The sequence below is a fragment of the Umezakia ovalisporum Ak1311 genome, from assembly GCF_029891685.1.
GTDB classification, from domain to species: domain Bacteria; phylum Cyanobacteriota; class Cyanobacteriia; order Cyanobacteriales; family Nostocaceae; genus Umezakia; species Umezakia ovalisporum.
Map to the genome: position 1 here is coordinate 49388 of NZ_JANQDJ010000034.1, position 18418 is coordinate 67805.

The following is an 18418-nucleotide window of genomic DNA, read 5'->3' on the forward strand; positions in this document are numbered from 1 at the left end:
GTCAGAGATGGCTAGTGAATTTTAAATGGTTCTGTTGCCCAAATTGCTTAAGGTAAAATAGGAATCATGGACAAACGTTATTTTTTAGAGGCCAGTGCCGTATTTATTGGCACAGCAATTTTATCACGCAATATCAATTGGGGTTCGGAGAACATGACTACTTCTAAAAGCCAATTTGCAATTACCAAATCTGAACAAGAGTGGCGCTCAATTTTAACGCCAGAACAGTTTCGGGTGTTAAGAAAACATGGTACTGAACCCGCTTTCAGCAGCCCACTCGACAAGCAATATGACAAGGGTACTTTTGTGTGTGCTGGCTGTGGACAACCATTATTCATATCAGACACTAAGTTTAACAGTGGCACTGGCTGGCCAAGCTTTTATCAACCAATTGAAGGAGCCATCGCTACCAGTGTAGATCGGTCATTTTTTATGACTAGAACAGAAGTGCATTGCAGCAATTGTGGTGGACATCTAGGCCATGTGTTTAATGATGGCCCTGTACCTACTGGTTTGCGTTACTGCATGAACGGTGTCGCGCTGAGATTTGAACCTGCTTAAAGATGAGGGTGGGAATTAATCAATCCCGCCTTCTTCATACACTTTTTTTTTATTACTGGTAGAGACGTTCCGGCGGAACATCTCTACAACAGTTCAAAAACCGCATATTTGAATTCGGTCGATGTCAATCTTACGAATTACGAATTACAAATTTTAACTTTCTAAATCTTCCTGAGAAAATTTCTTACGGATAGTTGTACTTTGTTCCCCATTAGCTGCAATTGCTGTCATCATATAGTCAATTAAGTTTTTTGAGCAAGGAAGACGCAGGTGGAAAGTACCATCTGATCTAATTTTGATGGGTTTACCAGAAATATTTACTGTTGCACTTGGTTCTGTGGAACCGTGGATAATTAATTCAGTATCTGTAATAAACCAAAAATCTGGTTGGGGACGACCGAACACGCGAATCCTTTCTGAACGGACAATCATCTCCCAGTGATTGCCTTCGGAAGTGGGCTCGGCGCAATCGCCTTTTGTCACATAACCTATTTCAGCAATGTAGTCATGATCAACTGCAGGAATTCCCACGTAGCGATCACTTGTGATCTCATCGCATTCGTATTGCCGTACCAACTTCGGTGTCTGATAACTCAAATCTAAATCCGTGACATCATACAACCGCAGATATAATTGGGAGATGTTTTTATTTTCCAGTGTTTGCTGATCATTTGTGGAAATGTACCAAATTGCATAAGCCCACTTGGGAGTTCGGGGTTTGAGCAGAATTTTACTTTCATTATTTGTACTGGGCAAATCCACGGATGTTATCTCTGTTGTGGGTATATTTTCATCTCTGGTATCTGTCAAGGGTATACCAAAGACGCGAATTCTTTCGGAACGGCTGATACTTACCCAAATATCCCCCCGAATCACATAACCTATTTCGGCGATATAATCGCGATCGCTTTGGGGAATAGCAATATATTTTTCTTTTCTGGCTAATTCTAGTTCATACTGCTGTACTAACTCAGGCCTTTGATAACTCAAGTCTAGATCTGTGACATCATACAACCGCAAGGCCAATTGAGAGATACCGTTAGTTTCTAATGCTTCCTGACCAGTTTGGTCAATGTACCAACTCGCATAAGCCCATTGGGAATTACGAGACTTGAGGGTAATACTTTGTTCCCCATCAAGATTAAATAATGGCTCTTCTATGGTATCTTGCAGGAGTGTATAAAAAGCGCGCACTCTTGCAGAACGGGCAATTGTTACCCAGGAATTGCCTCCCGCACTGCGCCCCGGGCAATGGCCTTGAGTTACATAGCCTATTTCGGCGATATAATCGCTATTACTTTGGGGAATGGGGATATATTTCTCTACTTCTTTTGACTCTAGTTCATACTGCTGTACTAACTCAGGCCTTTGATAACTCAAGTCTAAATCCGTGACATCATACAACCGCAAGGCTAATTGAGAGATACCGTTAGTTTCTAATGCTTCCTGACATGTTCTGTCAATATACCAACTCACATAAGCCCATTGGGAATTACGGGGCTTGATGGTAATACCTCGTTCCCCATCAAGATTAAATAATGGCTCTTCTATGGTATCTTGCAGGACTGTATCAAAGACGCGCACTCTTGGAGAACGGGCAATTGTTACCCAGGCATTGCCTCCTGCACTGCGTCCCGAGCAATGGCCTTGAGTTACATAGCCTATTTCGGCGATATAATCGCTATTACTTTGGGGAATGGGGATATATTTCTCTACTTCTTTTGACTCTAGTTCATACTGCTGTACTAACTCCGGCCTTTGATAACTCAAGTCTAAATCCGTGACATCATACAACCGCAAGGCTAATTGAAGGATGCCGTTAGTTTCTAATGCTTCCTGACATGTTCTATCAATATACCAACTCACATAAGCCCATTGGAAACTACGGGGCTTGAGGGTAATACTTCGTTCTCCATCAAGACTAAATAATGGCTCTTCTGTGGTATCTTGCAGGGGTGTATAAAAAACGCGCACCCTTTCGGAACGAGCAATTCTTACCCAGCAATCGTCTTGAGTTAAATAACCTATTTCGCTGATATAGTCGCTACTACTGCGGGGAATGGGAATATATTTCTCTACTTCTCCTGACTCTAGTTCATATTGATGTACTAACTCCGGTGTTTGATAACTCAAGTCCAAATCCGTGACATCATACAACCGCAAGGCTAATTGAGAGATGCCGTTAGTTTCTAATGCTTGCTGACACCTTTTATCAAGGTACCAACTCACATAAGCCCATTGGGAATTACGGGGCTTGAGGGCAATACTTCGTTCTCCGTCGAAATTAAATACTGCACCTTCTATGGTATCACTCAGCATTTCTCCTTCACACTCAAGATGACTTTGATTCCCAACAGATGATCCCATATCGGTTTCTACAAAAGTTGCACCATCTGCAAAAATATCTGTCTCACAGTTCGTGGGTTCAGCTGCATCCGCTACTACATTCAATATGTCTTCGGTAATATCTGAGAGTGTGGGATCTGAACTAATAACTTCTTCAATCGATAAGGTTAATATGGTTTCGTTATCATTATTTAGCTGGCTTGTATTATCAATATCACCAGCTAAGTTCGTATTTTGATTTAATTCTATCTGGGGTTGTTCTGCGGTTTCCTCGCTGAAGTCTTTGCTCTTGTAATTTTCCGCTTCAGAATCCAATAACACTTCTGCAGCTTTGGACTCTTCAGATATTGGTTGAGATAAATCTGGTAATTGAGGGTATGGAATATTGACCACATCTGCGGGTGCTTCCATATCCCAGGGTGATTGATCATCAAACGATTCTAAGCTTGTAACATTACTTAAATTATTGGTTTCAAGGGATTTCTGATTATTGATATTGTCCCTGACAACGGAGCTAATAGCGGCTTTGGCTTCTGGTGCCAAATCAGCATCGTGGTCAGCCGTTCCTGCTAGAGGTTCATCAGCACTGGAAGTAAGATTTGTGTCATTTATTGCCACTTCATTCTCAGAAGAAGCATTGGCGTTTGGATCTGGGGTGGAATTTTTAGCCTCAATGACCCATAGGCGTGACTGGAAAACCCACATTAGTAATCCAAATATAGCAGCCGTAGGTAACAAAAACCACCACCGAGGTAGTTCTTCAAGATTAAAGATAGTTTCTAAAGGCTGCTGTTGATTTGATTCCGATGTTGCTTCGGTATTTGGGATAGTTTCTAAAGGCTGCTGTTGATTTGATTCCGATGTTGCTTCGGTATTTGATGGTGCTTCTCCCTGAGCTATGGCCGTGCCTCTAGCCACTTTGATAGCTTGCTGTGATGCAAGGGCAAAGCCAAGAAAATTTGCTTTTAGGTTAGGGTTTTGTCTGTAAGTATGAACCAAAGAACGGGAATCGAGATAGTTAGGCTCATCTGACAAGGTTTCATTTTCAGTGGCAGACCGTGCCAGCACAGGTGTCGACACGAATAAAAATGCTGCCATAGGGGTTGTAGCCAGGGACAGGAATAAGGCAAGGCTGACGATTGCCTCTGGCACTGCGCTCCGCACAATCGCACTCTCTTTTTTTTCTTGTTGCCACATAATGCTCTTTATCTAGGTACAGAAAGCTGGACAGTCTTGACATTTTCCCCGCCTGGAAGAATGGGGATTCCAAGAATCACTTCTTGGTTTTCCTGCTTGTTCCTGTTCGATTAAGGCTCAGGGCGGAAGCCTGACAGGCTTTAGGCACTTCACGCTTACGTTGGAGTCACCGTTAGTTCCCCTGCACAGGTAATTTCCATTCCCCGACTGTCCACGGGTACTACGTTTATACCACGCAATAACACCATCTCTGCCGTCTTATGATCACAATGATGCGATGGAAATAGCGAATTTGCGAGGGTGATGTATCCTGAAGACTCCGTTACAAACAGGTCTCACATGGCAATAGCAGCAGTCGCCTTTGTTGATTAATGATTCTACTAGGGCGTTAAAGGCTGTGGCTTCTAGTAAGCCTTCGCCTAAGGGTTCTTCTATGGTTATATAGGGACAATACCTCAGCTTGCACAATTTGACAATGGCAATCCCGCCGTAGTAAGTTCTCTAATGCTGATGCTGTTTGTCGCAGTTGGGATATTTGCTGCATCACAGCCCTATATTGCTGCTCGAGTTGTGCCACGAGGTTGACTGTGGTATCTGCCTGTGGTTCTATTTCTGGAATGTGACGAATGTGGTTCAGTTGAAAGCCTTGGTTTTTTACAGCGACGATGCGCTCCAATCGGACGATATCTTTTTCCGTGTACAAAGGGGTAATTTCTGGGCGATTGCGCCGAGGGCAGTGCCGGAGGCAATCCCTTGGGTTGTAGTACTAGTCCTAATCGATGGTGGTGTCCTACCATAGGTGGAGTAATCCCGACGCCTACAGCCTATGTCAACTCTTTGATAGTGAACAAATCAGTATTCATTGCTTTTTCACTTTAAGCTTTACTTACCCAATAAAGATAATATTTTTCATCATCTACCCAAGCATTCTCGAAATTTTTGATGCCAATAATGTTTAAATCTTGGTGATTTACATTCAGTTTTTTATTTAAAATCAGCAAAATTTTACTTTTGTCTGGTTCCTTGGTTAAAAGAGTGTTAATTTGTTCTAATATTTGAGCTTCTTCCACAGATTTACGACCTGCTTTAAAGAGGGTAAAACTTCCCATTTCTTGCCGTTCAGGATAGTAAAACTTTTGGTTGAGGTAACCCGATAATGCAGCCATATTGGCATCTCGACTGGCAACAATAAATTCATTATTTAAATGAGATTTTTGCAGATAATCAGCAGTTTCACGACTAGCTGAATATGGTATGATTAAGTCTTTAGCAAAACTTCCAATTCCCGCGATGAACTGCACGTACAAAATCAGCATAAAGGCTATATTATGCCATTTTTTAATTAATTGCATTGTTTTTAATTTCAAAGCATACTTAAACTTATTGATTAAAAGCGGAGATTTCTGATAGTGATTACCCAGCCATAATCCTGCTATCATAATTAAATAAAAATGTCCAAAATGTCGAGGTGCACCTGCAAATCTCAAATATGTAAATGCCAGGATAACTGAGTTAGCTGTGATGTAGAAAAATAAGGCTAATGGCTTTTTAGATAAATTTATTATAGATAAAGCTACAATAAATAAAATAATTAAACCACAGACAGTTAAATCCAACCATCTTTTGTGGGTGGGAATTATTAAAAAATAGCCACCAAATAACCTACCTAAACTTCTCAATAAATGACGCAAATCAAATTCTTTTACCCAACCGTCATTTAATCCACCATGAAGATAACTATCTGCTGGAGGAGTAATAATATAGACAGATAAAAGCAAAGCAAATATAATAATTACCAAACTTAAAAATAAATCATACTTGTTACTTTGACTAAAATAATGGTGACGATGTTCAATATCAAAACAAAGTTCTACTAGCAAAGTTAACAGCAAAGCCAATGAAATAAATAAGGCATAAGCACTACTGTTGGCCAAGAGACTTAATAAAATTGCTAAGTAAAGATAAGTTTTTTTTCTATGCGGAAAAAATGTACAAAAAGCAAAAATAAATAGCATACTAAAAGCATAATTTCGAGATATGATAAGATATTCATAAAAAGGAAAAAAACCAAAAGAAAATAGAAATTTCTGTTTATAATTAAAGGGACTATATAAGCAAAAAAGAGCAACAGCAGCAATAGTAATAGCTAAATGAAAAATTTGCATAATCACGGGATTATCAGTAATTATTCTGAGTAATGCTAGACAAAAATACCACAATACAGGGTGTCCTTCATAATTAATGTTGACAATTAAATCTGCAAAAGACTTACTATCTCTGACAATTAGCCAGGGATTTACTTCGTCTCGCCACATGGCATGATTAAGAATACCTATTAAACCGAGACTGGAAAAAATAATTATAATCAGCCAAGGTGATGGAAAAGAGAACTTGGAAATCTGATTGATTGCTTTTTTTATTAACATTTTTATGGGAGAGTATGGGAATAAGTCAATTATCCAGCACAAACCCTGGCTTTTTTGTAAATATTTGAGGGTTGACATTGACGGTGATGTTAAGGTTTAGAGTAAGAGAGTTCTGACTGATGAAATTCTCATGCTTTACTCTCAGGCTTTGAGGCGCTTTACTCAAGAACATTCGGATACTTTGGCGGCGTTGTTTTGTGGCTTACTGTTGTTTTTAGGCTGGTGTGCTTTGCATATTGGCTGGTTGGGTTGGGCGCTGCTGTTGTTACCTGCTGCTTATGTGATTGGTGGTTATGACAGTGCATGTAAAGGTTTAACTACTCTAATTCGTGAAAAGGAGCTGGATGTAGATTTACTGATGATTGTAGCGGCTCTCGGTGCTGCTAGTCTGGGTTTATGGCGCAGGGAATATTATCTGATTATTGATGGGGCTATTTTGATTCTTATCTTTGCGATTAGTGGTGCTTTGGAAGGTTACGCTATGGGGCGCACTGAACGCAGCATCCGTGCTTTGATGAGTTTAACTTTGGATACAGCTAGAGTTTTAGTTGATGGACAGGAAAAAATGCTTTCTATTACTCATCTGAAGGTGGGTGATGAAATTATTGTTAAACCAGGGGAGTTAATTCCTACTGATGGCATTATTATTTCTGGTTATAGTACTTTGAATCAAGCAGCCATTACAGGTGAGTCTTTACCTGTTGAGAAGTCAGTAGGGGCTGAAGTTTTTGCAGGAACATTGAACGGTTATGGTGCTTTGAAGCTCCAGGTACACAAACCCGCATCTAGCAGTTTGATTCAGCGCGTGATTCGTTTGGTTGAACAAGCACAGACGGAAGCACCTCCTTCTCAACAGTTTATTGAGAGATTTGAACGGATATATGCGCGGGTAATTGTGGTAGTTGGAACACTCTTGGTATTTTTACCGCCGTTGCTTTGGAATTGGAGTTGGGAAATTACAATTTATCGCGCCTTGACTTTTTTGGTGGTGGCTTCTCCCTGTGCGCTAATGGCAGCAATTATGCCTACTTTGTTGTCGGGAATTGCTAACGGTGCAAGACAAGGTATTTTATTCAAGAATGGAGCGCAGTTGGAAAAAATTGGTAAAGTTAGAGCGATCGCTTTTGATAAAACTGGTACTTTGACCAGAGGAAACCTACAAGTATCTCAGGTGATTGTCAGTAGTGAACATTCCGAAACTGATGTATTAAAAGCCGCGGCTGCTTTAGAATCTTGTTCGGAACATCCCATTGGTAAGGCTATTGTTGAGGCGGCTGCTGCAGATTGGGTGCGTGGCGTTGATGTCCAAGCCATACCCGGACAGGGAATTATGGGCTTTGTTAACTATGAAAAAGTGTTTGTAGGAAATGCAGCCTTCATACAGCAGTATGTAAACTTTTTTCCCGAGGAATTACAGAAATCGGCACAAATTCCAGCAAATGAAGGTAAAACCATAGTTTGGGTAGCACAAAACAAACAGGTCATGGGCGCGATTGCTATTGCTGATATAGTCAGAACAGAAGCAGCAGCCATGATTACCCAATTGCGAAAATTAGGAATTGAGCAAATTGTCATGATTACCGGAGACAATCAACCCACAGCTGAGAGTATCGCCAAGGCTGTAGGTATTGATCTAGTCTATGCAGAACTACTCCCCGAAGATAAATTGGATGTGATTCGTCAACTTCAGCAACAATATAAAACCGTCGCCATGGTAGGGGATGGTATTAACGATGCTCCCGCTTTAGCTCAGGCTTCTGTAGGTATTGCCATGGGGATAGCAGGTAGCGATGTAGCCCTAGAAAACGCAGATATAGTATTAATGGCAGATAACTTAGATAAATTAGCGACAGCCATCAAACTGGGTAGGCGATCGCACTCAGTTGTGAAACAAAATATAGTTGTAGCTCTGGGGTTTATTATGTTGCTGTTAATTGGTAACTTTTTGGGCAACATTAACCTACCCATCGGTGTAATAGGTCATGAAGGTTCCACGGTGTTAGTTACACTTAGTGGTTTAAGATTACTGAAAAATTGAATTAAATAAGGTTCCGGGTTTGATCTGCAATTTCGCGGACATGATATAAGCTACTAAAGCTAGCTAAAAATTTTATTTGCTAGGACGATTAATTGCATTGATATCCAGGAGGAAGAAAATGGGATTGAGTGATCAGCTGTTGAATCCAAACAAAAAGGCCATGGTTATAGATGATTGTTGCAAGATGATCGACCAGCAGCTAGCTTCCAAGTCAGGGATAAGTGGTATGGCTTTGAAAACAGCCTTCACAGCCTTAAAAGGAGTTAAACCCGGATACATCCCCTACATTGTTGAACAGCTACTACCTCAGTTTTTGACAGCCCTTGACCCTCTGTGGCATGAGGGTGCACAAAAAGGTAATCCAGCTGATTATCTCATTGCCAGTCGTTCTGAAACGGCTGAGGCTATGCTGGGCATTACCGATGCTAGAATTAAGCACACTAAGAGCCAAATCATCAAAGGAACTTATGAAAAATTCCGTAGTTCTGCTAAAAAACATGTAGAAGAAGCAGTACCAGACTTGGCGAACATAGTCGATAAACATACTAAAGTCTAATCACAAAATCCCATAACTTATCAATCAAAATTACGTTGTTTAGGGTGTGTTGTGGCTAAGGTCCATAAACCACCCCACAACCAACACAGTTGTGTTTATGCACCACTTTGGTTTTGTCGGGCCTATCATGGAACTAAAAACTGCCGTATAACCACTCTTGTTTTGAGTTAGTAACTTGTTCCCTACTCCCTGTTCACTGTTGGGCTGCTGACGGTAAACTGTGAGAATTGACCAAGTTACATGATTTTCCTATGGCTGCATTTTTATTAGAAATTGGTACAGAAGAACTACCCGCCAGCTTTCTCGGTGATGCCATATTACAATGGCGATCGCGCATTCCCCAAAGTCTAGAAGCTAATAGTCTCATCGGCGCATCTACAGAAGTTTATGGTACTCCCCGGCGGTTGGCGGTACTCATTACAGATCTACCATCCCAGCAACCAGACCGGGAGGAAGAAATTAAAGGTCCTCCTGTTCAAGCTGCTTTTAAAGATGGTCAGCCTACACCGGCTGCTACAGGTTTTGCCAAAAAGCAAAGTGTGGATATAGCCGCTTTGGAAATTCGCTCCACAGACAAAGGCGATTTTGTCTTTGTCAAGAAAAGCATTCCCGGTCGTCCCGTAGCGGAAATTTTAACCGAACTGGTGAATCAATGGATTTGTGGTTTAGAAGGTAAGCGGTTAATGCGCTGGGGTGATGGCGATATGAGGTTTTCTCGCCCCATTCGCTGGCTAGTGGCTTTGTTAGATAATTCCGTCTTGCCTATTGAATTGGTGAATGGATCTGAGATAATCAAAAGTCATGGCTTTTCCTATGGTCATCGTGTCTTACATCCCCAGCCTGTGACCGTACCTCAAGCCACAGATTACGTCAAGACTTTAGGCGATGCTTTTGTAATTGTTGACCCACAAGAACGGGCTAATATTATTCAACAGCAAGTACAAACAGCAGCAGAAAAAGCAGGCGGATTTACAGTATTTTACCCGGACTTGTTAGCAGAGGTAACAAACTTAGTTGAATTTCCTTCCGCAGTAGTGGGTAAATTTGAACCAGAATTTTTGCAGTTACCCACTGAGGTAATCACAGAAGTGATGGTCACTCACCAGCGTTATTTTCCTGTATTTAAAGGAACTGACGGTAAAGAATTATTAGCTAACTTTATCACTGTTGCTAATGGTGATCCCAATAAATCAGATATTATCGCCCTGGGGAATGAACGGGTAATTCGTGCAAGGTTAGCTGATGGCAAGTTTTTCTACAAATCTGATTTAGCTAAATCTTTAGAAAGTTATTTACCTCAATTAGAAACAGTTACTTTCCAAGAAGAACTAGGTTCAGTACGTGCTAAGGTAAATAGAATAGTCACAATTGCTGATTACATTAGCAGCCAACTACAATTAGAAGAAGGTCAACGCCAAAAAATCCAACGGGCAGCTTTATTATGTAAAGCTGACTTAGTTTCACAAATGGTGTATGAATTCCCAGAACTGCAAGGGGTTATGGGGGAGAAATATGCCCTGGCTAGTGGAGAAGATCCAGAAGTAGCTAGGGCAATTGTTGAGCATTATTTACCCACAGGCGCAGGTGATATTTTCCCCCGAACCCTCGTAGGACAAGTTGTGGGTTTGGCAGACAGATTAGATACTTTAGTCAGTATCTTTGGCTTAGGATTAATTCCCACTGGTTCCTCGGACCCCTTTGCATTGCGCCGCGCTGCTAATGGGATAATTAACATTACTTGGGCTGCTAATTTGCCCATTAACTTAGAGAATTTGTTAACGCGAATAGCCACAGATTTTGCTGCACAGTACCACAAAGAACAAGACAAATTGATTGCAAATTTGCAAGAATTTTTCTTACAACGTATTCGCACCTTGCTACAAGATGAAAAGCAAATTGACTACGATCTAGTAAACGCAGTCTTAGGAGAAAATGACCGAGAATATATAGAACGCGCGTTAAAAGATTTACTCGATGTCCGCGATCGCGCATCATATCTGCACGCAATCCGGGCAGATGGTACTCTAGATAACATCTACGAAACCATCAACCGTTCCACGAGGCTAGCAGCCCAAGGTGACCTAGACTTCCAGCAGCTAGAACCCACAAACGTAATTCAGCCAGAACTCTTTCAAAAATCCTCTGAGCTAGCATTTTACAACGCCCTAGTAGAATGCACCAGAATAACTCAACAGGCGCAGCAATCGCGTAATTATAAATTGTTGATAGCAGCATTACAAAAAATCGCTCCCACCGTCGCCAACTTCTTTGATGGCGAAGACAGCGTTTTAGTCATGGACCCCAACCCCGAAATCAAGCGCAATCGGCTACACTTACTAGGATTACTGCGAAATCATGGGCGTGTACTGGCTGATTTTGGTGCTATTGTCAAAAATCTGTAGTTTAAGGTCACAAAAAAGAAGTGTAATTTTTGCCAAGAAGCGTTATGATGGTCAGTGCTTAACCAGGGAACTCTGCTACAGTCTATGCCTAGAGCTTCGGTAATTGGATTGGGAAAGTCCGGTGTTGCTACAGCGAGATTGTTGAAACAGAAAGGTTGGGAGGTAGTGCTCAGTGACAGTAACACCTCCCCCAACCTCCTGAAACAACAAGAAAAACTCGCTGCCGAGGAAATCACTGTTAAATTAGGACATTCTCTTGATTTAAATGGCAGTGATTTATGTGATTTAATAGTTGTTAGTCCTGGCGTACCTTGGGATGTTCCAGTGTTAGTCAAAGCGCGAGAATTAGGTATTGAAACTATCGGTGAAATGGAACTCGCTTGGCGACACTTGCAGGCTTCTCCTTGGGTAGGCATTACTGGCACTAATGGCAAAACCACCACCACAGCCTTAATTGCGGCAATCTTTCAAACAGCTGGATTCAATGCTCCCGCCTGTGGTAACATAGGCCGTGCAGCTTGTGAAGTTGCCTTATCAGAAGAACCTCCGGACTGGGTAATAGCAGAAATTAGCAGCTATCAAATAGAATCTTCCGTTGGTCTTGCCCCTCGCATTGGCATTTGGACAACCTTCACCCCAGACCATTTAGCACGGCATAAAACCTTAGAAAATTACTACAACATCAAGGCGAAATTATTACATCATTCCCGTCTAAAAGTATTTAATGGTGATGACCCTTATTTGCGTAAAAATGGTAGAAGTCATTGGCCTGATGCCTATTGGACAAGTGTCAAAGGTAAGGAATTTTTAGTTGGTGAACAGGGGTTTTATATTGAAAACGGTTGGGTTCTTGAACACTTAAAAGCAACTTTTAAACCAGAAAAAATTCTTCCTACCTCGGCTTTGCAAATGGTAGGAGAACATAACCTCCAAAATCTGTTAATGGCTGTTGCTGCTGCGCGATTAGCAGGAATCGAACACAATGCTATTGAGACTGCAATTAGGAATTTTTCTGGCGTTCCCCACCGTTTAGAACACATTTGTACTTGGCAAGGTATTGACTTTATTAACGACAGCAAAGCCACTAATTATGATGCGGCGGAAGTTGGATTAGCATCGGTAAATAGTCCAGCGATTTTGATAGCCGGTGGCGAAGCTAAACCCGGTAATGACACAGCCTGGTTAGCCAAAATTCAAGTCAAAGCTGCGGCGGTATTATTAATTGGTAGTGCAGCACCAGCATTTGCTCAACGCCTGGAAGAAGTAGGTTACACCAACTACGAAATCGTCGCCACCATGGCTAGAGCAGTTCCTCGGTCAGCAGAACTAGCTAAACAGCATCAAGCTTCTGTGGTTTTGTTGTCTCCTGCTTGTGCAAGTTTCGACCAGTACCCCAACTTTGAAATGCGGGGGGAAGATTTTCGCCATTCATGTCTTGCTTTAATGGGGTGAAACACAAAAAGCTCATACCAAGGAGTACAGAGTTATTATAGTTTTAATCTCCACTTTGCGAAATGTAAACAGCAACAAATTCCTTGTTATGACTGTAGAACCCCGGATTGAACAAGATCAATTACACCCCAGCAGGAGCATGAAAATAAATCAAGCAACAGAACAGGAAAAAGTTCTTTGCCCTCATTGTCAGCGCACTGCTACCAATGGTATTAAATGTAAAGGCATTTGTGTGGGTGATAGCGATTATTAAGACAGTAGGAGAAAAAAATTAGTATATCCCTGCTAATTGTATTTCCGCGCGATGGCCAGTAGCTGTGTCTATCACCTGTGTTGTCAAATTATTTTGCTTGAGCAACGAACGAAACTCCTCAATAGAGCCTTGGGCTTTTTGTAATTTGCCCAGGAAACCTTCAAATTCCACATCTCCACCAGCAGTTGTGGGTAGCATCACTTGGGGTTGTAACCACTGTGCTACTTCTAAAGCTTTATTTGTACCTTTGATAAAGGGCCCGATCATAGGCAGTGTGAGATCAATAATTGGCACAATTAACACATCAACCGGTGAAAACTGTTTGATTTCTGGGGAATGTTGACCATGAGGTTCGTAGTAAAGTTTAAACCCACTTGCTAATTCTGTAATCAGATAACCATTTTCTACAACGTTGTATCCCACCACTGAGCCACGCACAGCTTTGATTTCTACTTCGTTGTTTAAAGTGAAACGTTCACCAAAAGCTAGGGATGTGATAGCAGCATAACCCAATTCCTGTACTACTGTTGCCCCACGAGGAGAAGCTACAACTGGAATTTGGTGGTCAAGCTGCTGGAGAGTTGGTTTGTGAGCATGGTCTGGTAAGCCCTGAGACAGCAGTATCAAATCAATATTCTCTGGAATGGCAGGTTCTTGTGAACGGAAACCTTTAAAGAACCATTCTGCATTGCCAAAAACCAAGGAACCAATCAGCCAAGGGTCAAGGAGTATGCGTTGATTACCAATTTCTATTAGCCAACTATTAGCGCCGAACCAAGTTAAGTACATAGCCCAATTAAAATAATACCTAGGTTTATTATGGATGGGTTTAACTTTTATTTCCAGCTGCTCAAGAGTTGATAATCTATGGGATCACGATTGCGCGGGGCCCGGTGCTGGAGGAAATGGCAATTGGGTCACCATCTTAGCAGGATTCCAGTAAGCGCGAGTTGTTTGAATCTTCCCACCTGGGTTAATTGCAAAAATCGTAATTCCTTCAAAGACAACTGGTTTATCTGTCTTACTCACACCGTGCATTGTCCACTTTACCGCCGCTTCATTGCCAGTAACGAAGATATGCTCAGTTTGAGGTTCTAGTTTGTCAAAAAATGCTTGTAACTGCCCAATAAAGTCACGATATCGCTCATGTACTTTTGCAGGTGGTTCACCTACCGGGTCATAGCTAACAGCATCTTCAGCAAAATTTTCTGTCCAGCCTTCTGGATTCATCGCTGCAATGTTAGCAAAGTAGGCAGATACTATTGTTTCTATGGATTCTTGTAACATAATGCGATTTTAATTTGATAGTTGTTAATTACATAGCTAATTAACGCATTTACACGAATTTTCTTTTTCATATCATCTTTTTTATATTTTTTGTCACCACATCTCTATTTGTGTTCATTAAAGCTACTCACAGACGAAAAGTTTACCTCACAGTTACAATGTGACAATGTGACAGGTTGTGTAGGATAAAAACGTGAAAAAAGCCCTTATTGCCCAAATATTAATTTCATCACTAAGTTGCTTAACTATATTTCTCCCTAGTCAAGCTTCTGCTCAGTTTTTACCCCAACCTTGGGTTTCTGTCGGTGAAAAAGAGGGCGAAGTTACTTATGCTGTAGGAGTTAGAGCCTTAGATTTTGGCGTTGAAATAGGAACAGGCCCCGACAGTGCCACAGGAGCAGATGTTTTGAAATTTTTGAGTTTGCCAGTTATTTCACCTTATGTAGGAGTAGGCTGGTATTCAGAAGATAAAGGAGTGGCTTTTTCTGGTGGTGTTCAGGTAGGTGCTACGGATAACATTTTTATAGGTGCTGGTTACAATTCTGTGCGAGGATTCAACGGACAACTGGGAATCAAATTTTAATTCTTTTGAGTTATTAATTTAACAATCAACTAATACCTCAGTGTGTGTTTATAAGCTCAGTGAGGTATTTTTTATTGTGGTATAAATAATTTTAAATCAGTCAAAGATGAAAACCGGAAATAGAATTTTGTTTGTTTTGAAAAAAATGTTTCTTAAGATAGTAGTATGGGCAGTGTGTACTAAATTGCTGAGTCAACAAAAAAGCGAAAATTATATACTTCGCTTTTCACCACCAGCTACTAGGCATCTTTGCAGCAGATTAAGAATTTTATTTATTGAACAGGAATATCCTCATGGAGCAAGGATTAAGATTACTGACTCAATTAGTGATAGAGTTCACACCTGTGATTGTCACTCTCATTCAAAAGCGAACTGAAGAAACTCTCTCTAGTAACAATTCTCAATTTCCACAGGTAATTAAAGACTTGATCCAAACGGTAAATTTACCTCTTCACGGAGATGGAGTGAATACAGTATTTGAACAGCAAAAAATTCTGCAACAACAATTAGCTACTTACCAACGTGAAACCCAATTTCAAATAGCAAACCAACAACGAGAAACATCACTCAAATTGCCAGAAGTTGCTAAAATTTTTGATAGTTGGCCTTTGAGACTGTATCCTTCACAAATTTTAGATGGCCGTACTAATTATAAACGTATCCCGTTGAAAATTTTTCTGGCTCCTCCACAAATTAAGTGTGACCAATTTGAGCAGAAAAATCGTGAAAATTCGGACATGGAGCTAATATTGGCTGAAGGTTTAAGAACGTTTATTCACAAATATTACTCACTCCACAGTACCATTAGACCAACAGAACTTTTAGCAGGAGCTTGGGATAGTAAACGCTTTCATAGTGAATCTAGCATCAAAGCTTTGTTTGGGATGTTAAAAACAGAGCCAATTTTGATTTTAGAATCAGAGCATGATGGGGACTATATCAATTTTCGCATTGCTTATTGGGGATTGGGTCAGGAAAGCTATTACTACAAAACAATTTTCCGTCTCCCTTATCGCGAAATTCTCCATGAGTCCGCCAAAAGCCGGGCTTGGGAATGGAAGAAGGTAAGAGATGAATTATTATTAATGGGCGAAGACGCTGAAGATATTAATCATTTAGGTGGAGATAATGTCTTCAATCTGGCAATTTTAGAAAAAGTGGAAAAATGGCAACAAAATGGTATTGATATTAGTCACTTATCTTTAAAGTATCAAGTTAATCATCAAGACTTAAAAAAACTTTACCAGGTGTTAATTAACTGTCATTGTTTAGTTGCTGCTTGGGTGGCGGATGCTTATCATTTAGTTGATTATGATGTTCCACCCTTATTACCACGGGTACTACCCAGTTTACTTCAAGACACCTGTAACTTACAATCTGTGGAGGAGTTTTTGCAGGTATATGCCACAGGTTATCAAGAACTATACCAAGCTCTAGAAAATAACCGTTGTTATTGGGTTCCAGAGTTAGCTTTGGAATTAGCCCAAAGTTTATCTTATTTACCCAACCGCTCTTGGTCTCAGTCCCAGGTTGATCACTCAATCAACACATGGTTGAAATTGCGTCAAGTGCCACAAGAAGAATTTATCAATCCTTTAGAGGCGATGCAATCAGCAATCAAAATAGACGATAAACCATATCTGGAAAAGTTAAAAGAGTATTTTACAGCCCTAGGCGATGGCCAGCGCATTTCGGATGTGGACAAGCTTTTACATACCCTAGCTCAACTTCAGCAGCAATGCACCTTACCATCCTCCGGTCCAAGCCATACCTTAACTGGACATTCTGGCAAAGTTACATCTGTAGCTATTAGTTCAGATAGTGTGGTTTTAGTGAGTGGGTCCGTTGACAAAACTATCAACGTCTGGGATTTGGAGACTGGTAAACAAATTCGCACCCTGACGGGTCATGAAGGAGAAATTTCATCTATTGCAATTAGTCCTGACAGTCAATTATTGGCCGTTGGTAGTTGTGAACATCCCAGAAGTAATGTCAAAGTTTGGAACTTAAAAACGGGTAAACTACTGCATACGCTTTTAGGACATCAAAAACCAGTTAACGTGGTAGCAATTAGCCCAGATGGGCAGATTTTGGCCAGTGGGAGTCATAAAATCAAAATCTGGCATCTTTATACAGGCCATGGCCACCCCCACTGCGCTCTGGGGAATCGCATTTGTACACTATGGCATTCCTTCGCTGTTTATGCTGTAGCTATGAACCAGGATGGTACAATCCTCGCCAGTGGTAGTGCTGATACCAAAATCAGACTGTGGAACCCACGCACGGGGGATCCTTTACGCACCTTGATTGGTCACTCAGGTGAAGTAAAATCAATTGCCATCAGTCGTGATGGACAACTTCTCATTAGTGGTAGTACGGACAAAACTATTAAAATTTGGCAACTTTATACAGGTAAACTACTGCAAACATTAACTGGCCACTCAAATGAGGTGAAATCATTAGCCATAAGTCCAGACGGTAAAACCCTTTTTAGTAGTAGTGCTGATGCAACTATCAAAATTTGGCAACTTACTACAGGCGAACTATTGCAAACCCTGAGTGGACATTCAGGGACTGTAAATGCTATTTCTTTATGTCCAGATGGTAAGTTACTCGCCAGTGCTGGTGCTGACAAAACAATCAAAATTTGGCAAGTAGCTGTTGATTAGATCATATCCCTCCGTTCCGAATAATCATCAGAAGACATGGGATCTAATTCCCAGCGAGAATGATCACGGCGCTCCAAAATATCGTGGGTGTGGAGGAAAGTCTTGTCATCCATAGGTAATCCCACGGCTTCTCCTATTTCATCAGTCACATTTTGGTCAGGAGTAGGAGCTGCACCACCCACAGCTTCATCCCCTACCGTATCCTCCACTGGCCATTTAGCATTAACATCACCACCAGTAATTTCGGAACTGGTATGTCGATATTCGCGTTTTCTTCGTCTTAACGTTCGCCCACCAATATTGTACCCTGGTAAATTCTTAACACCAGTGTCGTAGGATTCGGTAATTTCAGGCGCTGAATCATCAGGATTAATTTCTTCATTATTACGATTATTTTGTACCATAAACAATACAATAGTAACTAATTTTATTTACCCATCGATCATAACCTTTGCACATCCCACATCTGTATCACCAAAGATGTATTACTTTAGGGACAAAAAATATATCCCTTGGGAACGAAGATAAAAGAGTTTTAAAGTCATACTCTGGAAAGTAGGTATAAATTAAAGGTCAAGCAAGTTGTAGTAGCTTAATCTATATAGTTATGAGTTTACAAGTAAAGTAAATCGTAATTAATCACAGACG

At 40.9% G+C, this 18418-nt stretch carries 13 protein-coding genes and 1 pseudogene; 8 read left to right on the top strand and 6 right to left on the bottom strand.

From position 1 onward, the window contains the following. The first annotated feature begins 66 nt into the window (after nt 1-66). Nucleotides 67-561: a peptide-methionine (R)-S-oxide reductase MsrB gene (gene msrB, locus NWP25_RS05055; protein ID WP_280651297.1), complete on the top strand. Its 495-nt coding sequence runs from the start codon at nt 67-69 to the stop codon at nt 559-561. A gap of 153 nt (nt 562-714) precedes the next feature. On the opposite strand, the gene NWP25_RS05060 is transcribed toward msrB, so the two are convergent. From NWP25_RS05060 to NWP25_RS05070, 3 genes and pseudogenes are all read right to left on the bottom strand, one after another. Then, nucleotides 715-4104: a DUF4912 domain-containing protein gene (locus tag NWP25_RS05060; protein WP_280698958.1), complete on the bottom strand. Its 3390-nt coding sequence runs from the start codon at nt 4102-4104 to the stop codon at nt 715-717. 445 nt (nt 4105-4549) lie between these two features. After that, nucleotides 4550-4913: pseudogene (locus NWP25_RS05065) on the bottom strand (MerR family transcriptional regulator); the annotation flags it as partial. Between the two features lie 66 nt (nt 4914-4979). Continuing rightward, entirely contained in the window at nt 4980-6608 is a 1629-nt protein-coding gene (locus tag NWP25_RS05070) for a hypothetical protein (RefSeq protein ID WP_280651299.1), read from the bottom strand. 52 nt (nt 6609-6660) lie between these two features. On the opposite strand from NWP25_RS05070, the gene NWP25_RS05075 reads away from it, so the two are divergent. The 5 genes from NWP25_RS05075 to NWP25_RS05095 all read left to right on the top strand — a co-directional run bounded on the left by NWP25_RS05075 (nt 6661) and on the right by NWP25_RS05095 (nt 13231). Then, nucleotides 6661-8568 (top strand): heavy metal translocating P-type ATPase, encoded by a 1908-nt coding sequence (locus NWP25_RS05075; protein ID WP_280651300.1) that lies wholly within the window; start codon nt 6661-6663, stop codon nt 8566-8568. Nucleotides 8569-8686: 118 nt separating this feature from the next. Next, nucleotides 8687-9124, top strand: a complete 438-nt coding sequence (locus NWP25_RS05080) for a DUF6918 family protein (protein WP_280651301.1) — start codon at nt 8687-8689, stop codon at nt 9122-9124. Nucleotides 9125-9375: 251 nt separating this feature from the next. Further along, complete coding sequence (glyS, locus tag NWP25_RS05085; RefSeq protein WP_280657101.1) at nt 9376-11526, top strand: glycine--tRNA ligase subunit beta; 2151 nt, start codon at nt 9376-9378, stop codon at nt 11524-11526. 84 nt (nt 11527-11610) lie between these two features. Continuing rightward, nucleotides 11611-12978, top strand: coding sequence for a UDP-N-acetylmuramoyl-L-alanine--D-glutamate ligase (murD, locus tag NWP25_RS05090; RefSeq protein ID WP_280651303.1), 1368 nt, complete (start codon nt 11611-11613; stop codon nt 12976-12978). 88 nt (nt 12979-13066) lie between these two features. Further along, nucleotides 13067-13231, top strand: coding sequence for a hypothetical protein (locus tag NWP25_RS05095; protein ID WP_280651304.1), 165 nt, complete (start codon nt 13067-13069; stop codon nt 13229-13231). A gap of 18 nt (nt 13232-13249) precedes the next feature. On the opposite strand, the gene NWP25_RS05100 is transcribed toward NWP25_RS05095, so the two are convergent. Both NWP25_RS05100 and NWP25_RS05105 read right to left on the bottom strand, forming a co-directional pair. Then, nucleotides 13250-14020, bottom strand: a complete 771-nt coding sequence (locus tag NWP25_RS05100) for an MBL fold metallo-hydrolase (protein WP_280698959.1) — start codon at nt 14018-14020, stop codon at nt 13250-13252. An 84-nt stretch (nt 14021-14104) separates the two neighbouring features. Then, nucleotides 14105-14518 (bottom strand): nuclear transport factor 2 family protein, encoded by a 414-nt coding sequence (locus tag NWP25_RS05105; RefSeq protein ID WP_280698960.1) that lies wholly within the window; start codon nt 14516-14518, stop codon nt 14105-14107. Between the two features lie 193 nt (nt 14519-14711). On the opposite strand from NWP25_RS05105, the gene NWP25_RS05110 reads away from it, so the two are divergent. Beyond that, complete coding sequence (locus NWP25_RS05110) at nt 14712-15101, top strand: hypothetical protein (protein WP_280651307.1); 390 nt, start codon at nt 14712-14714, stop codon at nt 15099-15101. A 293-nt stretch (nt 15102-15394) separates the two neighbouring features. After that, nucleotides 15395-17770, top strand: a complete 2376-nt coding sequence (locus NWP25_RS05115) for a WD40 repeat domain-containing protein (RefSeq protein WP_280698961.1) — start codon at nt 15395-15397, stop codon at nt 17768-17770. Here the strand turns inward: NWP25_RS05115 and NWP25_RS05120 are convergent. Beyond that, nucleotides 17767-18174, bottom strand: coding sequence for a DUF6335 family protein (locus NWP25_RS05120; RefSeq protein WP_280651309.1), 408 nt, complete (start codon nt 18172-18174; stop codon nt 17767-17769). The genes NWP25_RS05115 and NWP25_RS05120 overlap by 4 nt on opposite strands. Between the last annotated feature and the right edge of the window lie 244 nt (nt 18175-18418).

Excerpts from the sequence above, each read along its gene's own strand:
- msrB (WP_280651297.1), top strand. The coding sequence starts at position 67 with ATGGACAAACGTTATTTTTTAGAGGCCAGTGCCGTATTTATTGGCACA.
- NWP25_RS05060 (WP_280698958.1), bottom strand. The coding sequence starts at position 4,104 with ATGTGGCAACAAGAAAAAAAAGAGAGTGCGATTGTGCGGAGCGCAGTG.
- NWP25_RS05070 (WP_280651299.1), bottom strand. The coding sequence starts at position 6,608 with ATGTCAACCCTCAAATATTTACAAAAAAGCCAGGGTTTGTGCTGGATA.
- NWP25_RS05075 (WP_280651300.1), top strand. The coding sequence starts at position 6,661 with ATGCTTTACTCTCAGGCTTTGAGGCGCTTTACTCAAGAACATTCGGAT.
- NWP25_RS05080 (WP_280651301.1), top strand. The coding sequence starts at position 8,687 with ATGGGATTGAGTGATCAGCTGTTGAATCCAAACAAAAAGGCCATGGTT.
- glyS (WP_280657101.1), top strand. The coding sequence starts at position 9,376 with ATGGCTGCATTTTTATTAGAAATTGGTACAGAAGAACTACCCGCCAGC.
- murD (WP_280651303.1), top strand. The coding sequence starts at position 11,611 with ATGCCTAGAGCTTCGGTAATTGGATTGGGAAAGTCCGGTGTTGCTACA.
- NWP25_RS05095 (WP_280651304.1), top strand. The coding sequence starts at position 13,067 with ATGACTGTAGAACCCCGGATTGAACAAGATCAATTACACCCCAGCAGG.
- NWP25_RS05100 (WP_280698959.1), bottom strand. The coding sequence starts at position 14,020 with ATGTACTTAACTTGGTTCGGCGCTAATAGTTGGCTAATAGAAATTGGT.
- NWP25_RS05105 (WP_280698960.1), bottom strand. The coding sequence starts at position 14,518 with ATGTTACAAGAATCCATAGAAACAATAGTATCTGCCTACTTTGCTAAC.
- NWP25_RS05115 (WP_280698961.1), top strand. The coding sequence starts at position 15,395 with ATGGAGCAAGGATTAAGATTACTGACTCAATTAGTGATAGAGTTCACA.
- NWP25_RS05120 (WP_280651309.1), bottom strand. The coding sequence starts at position 18,174 with ATGGTACAAAATAATCGTAATAATGAAGAAATTAATCCTGATGATTCA.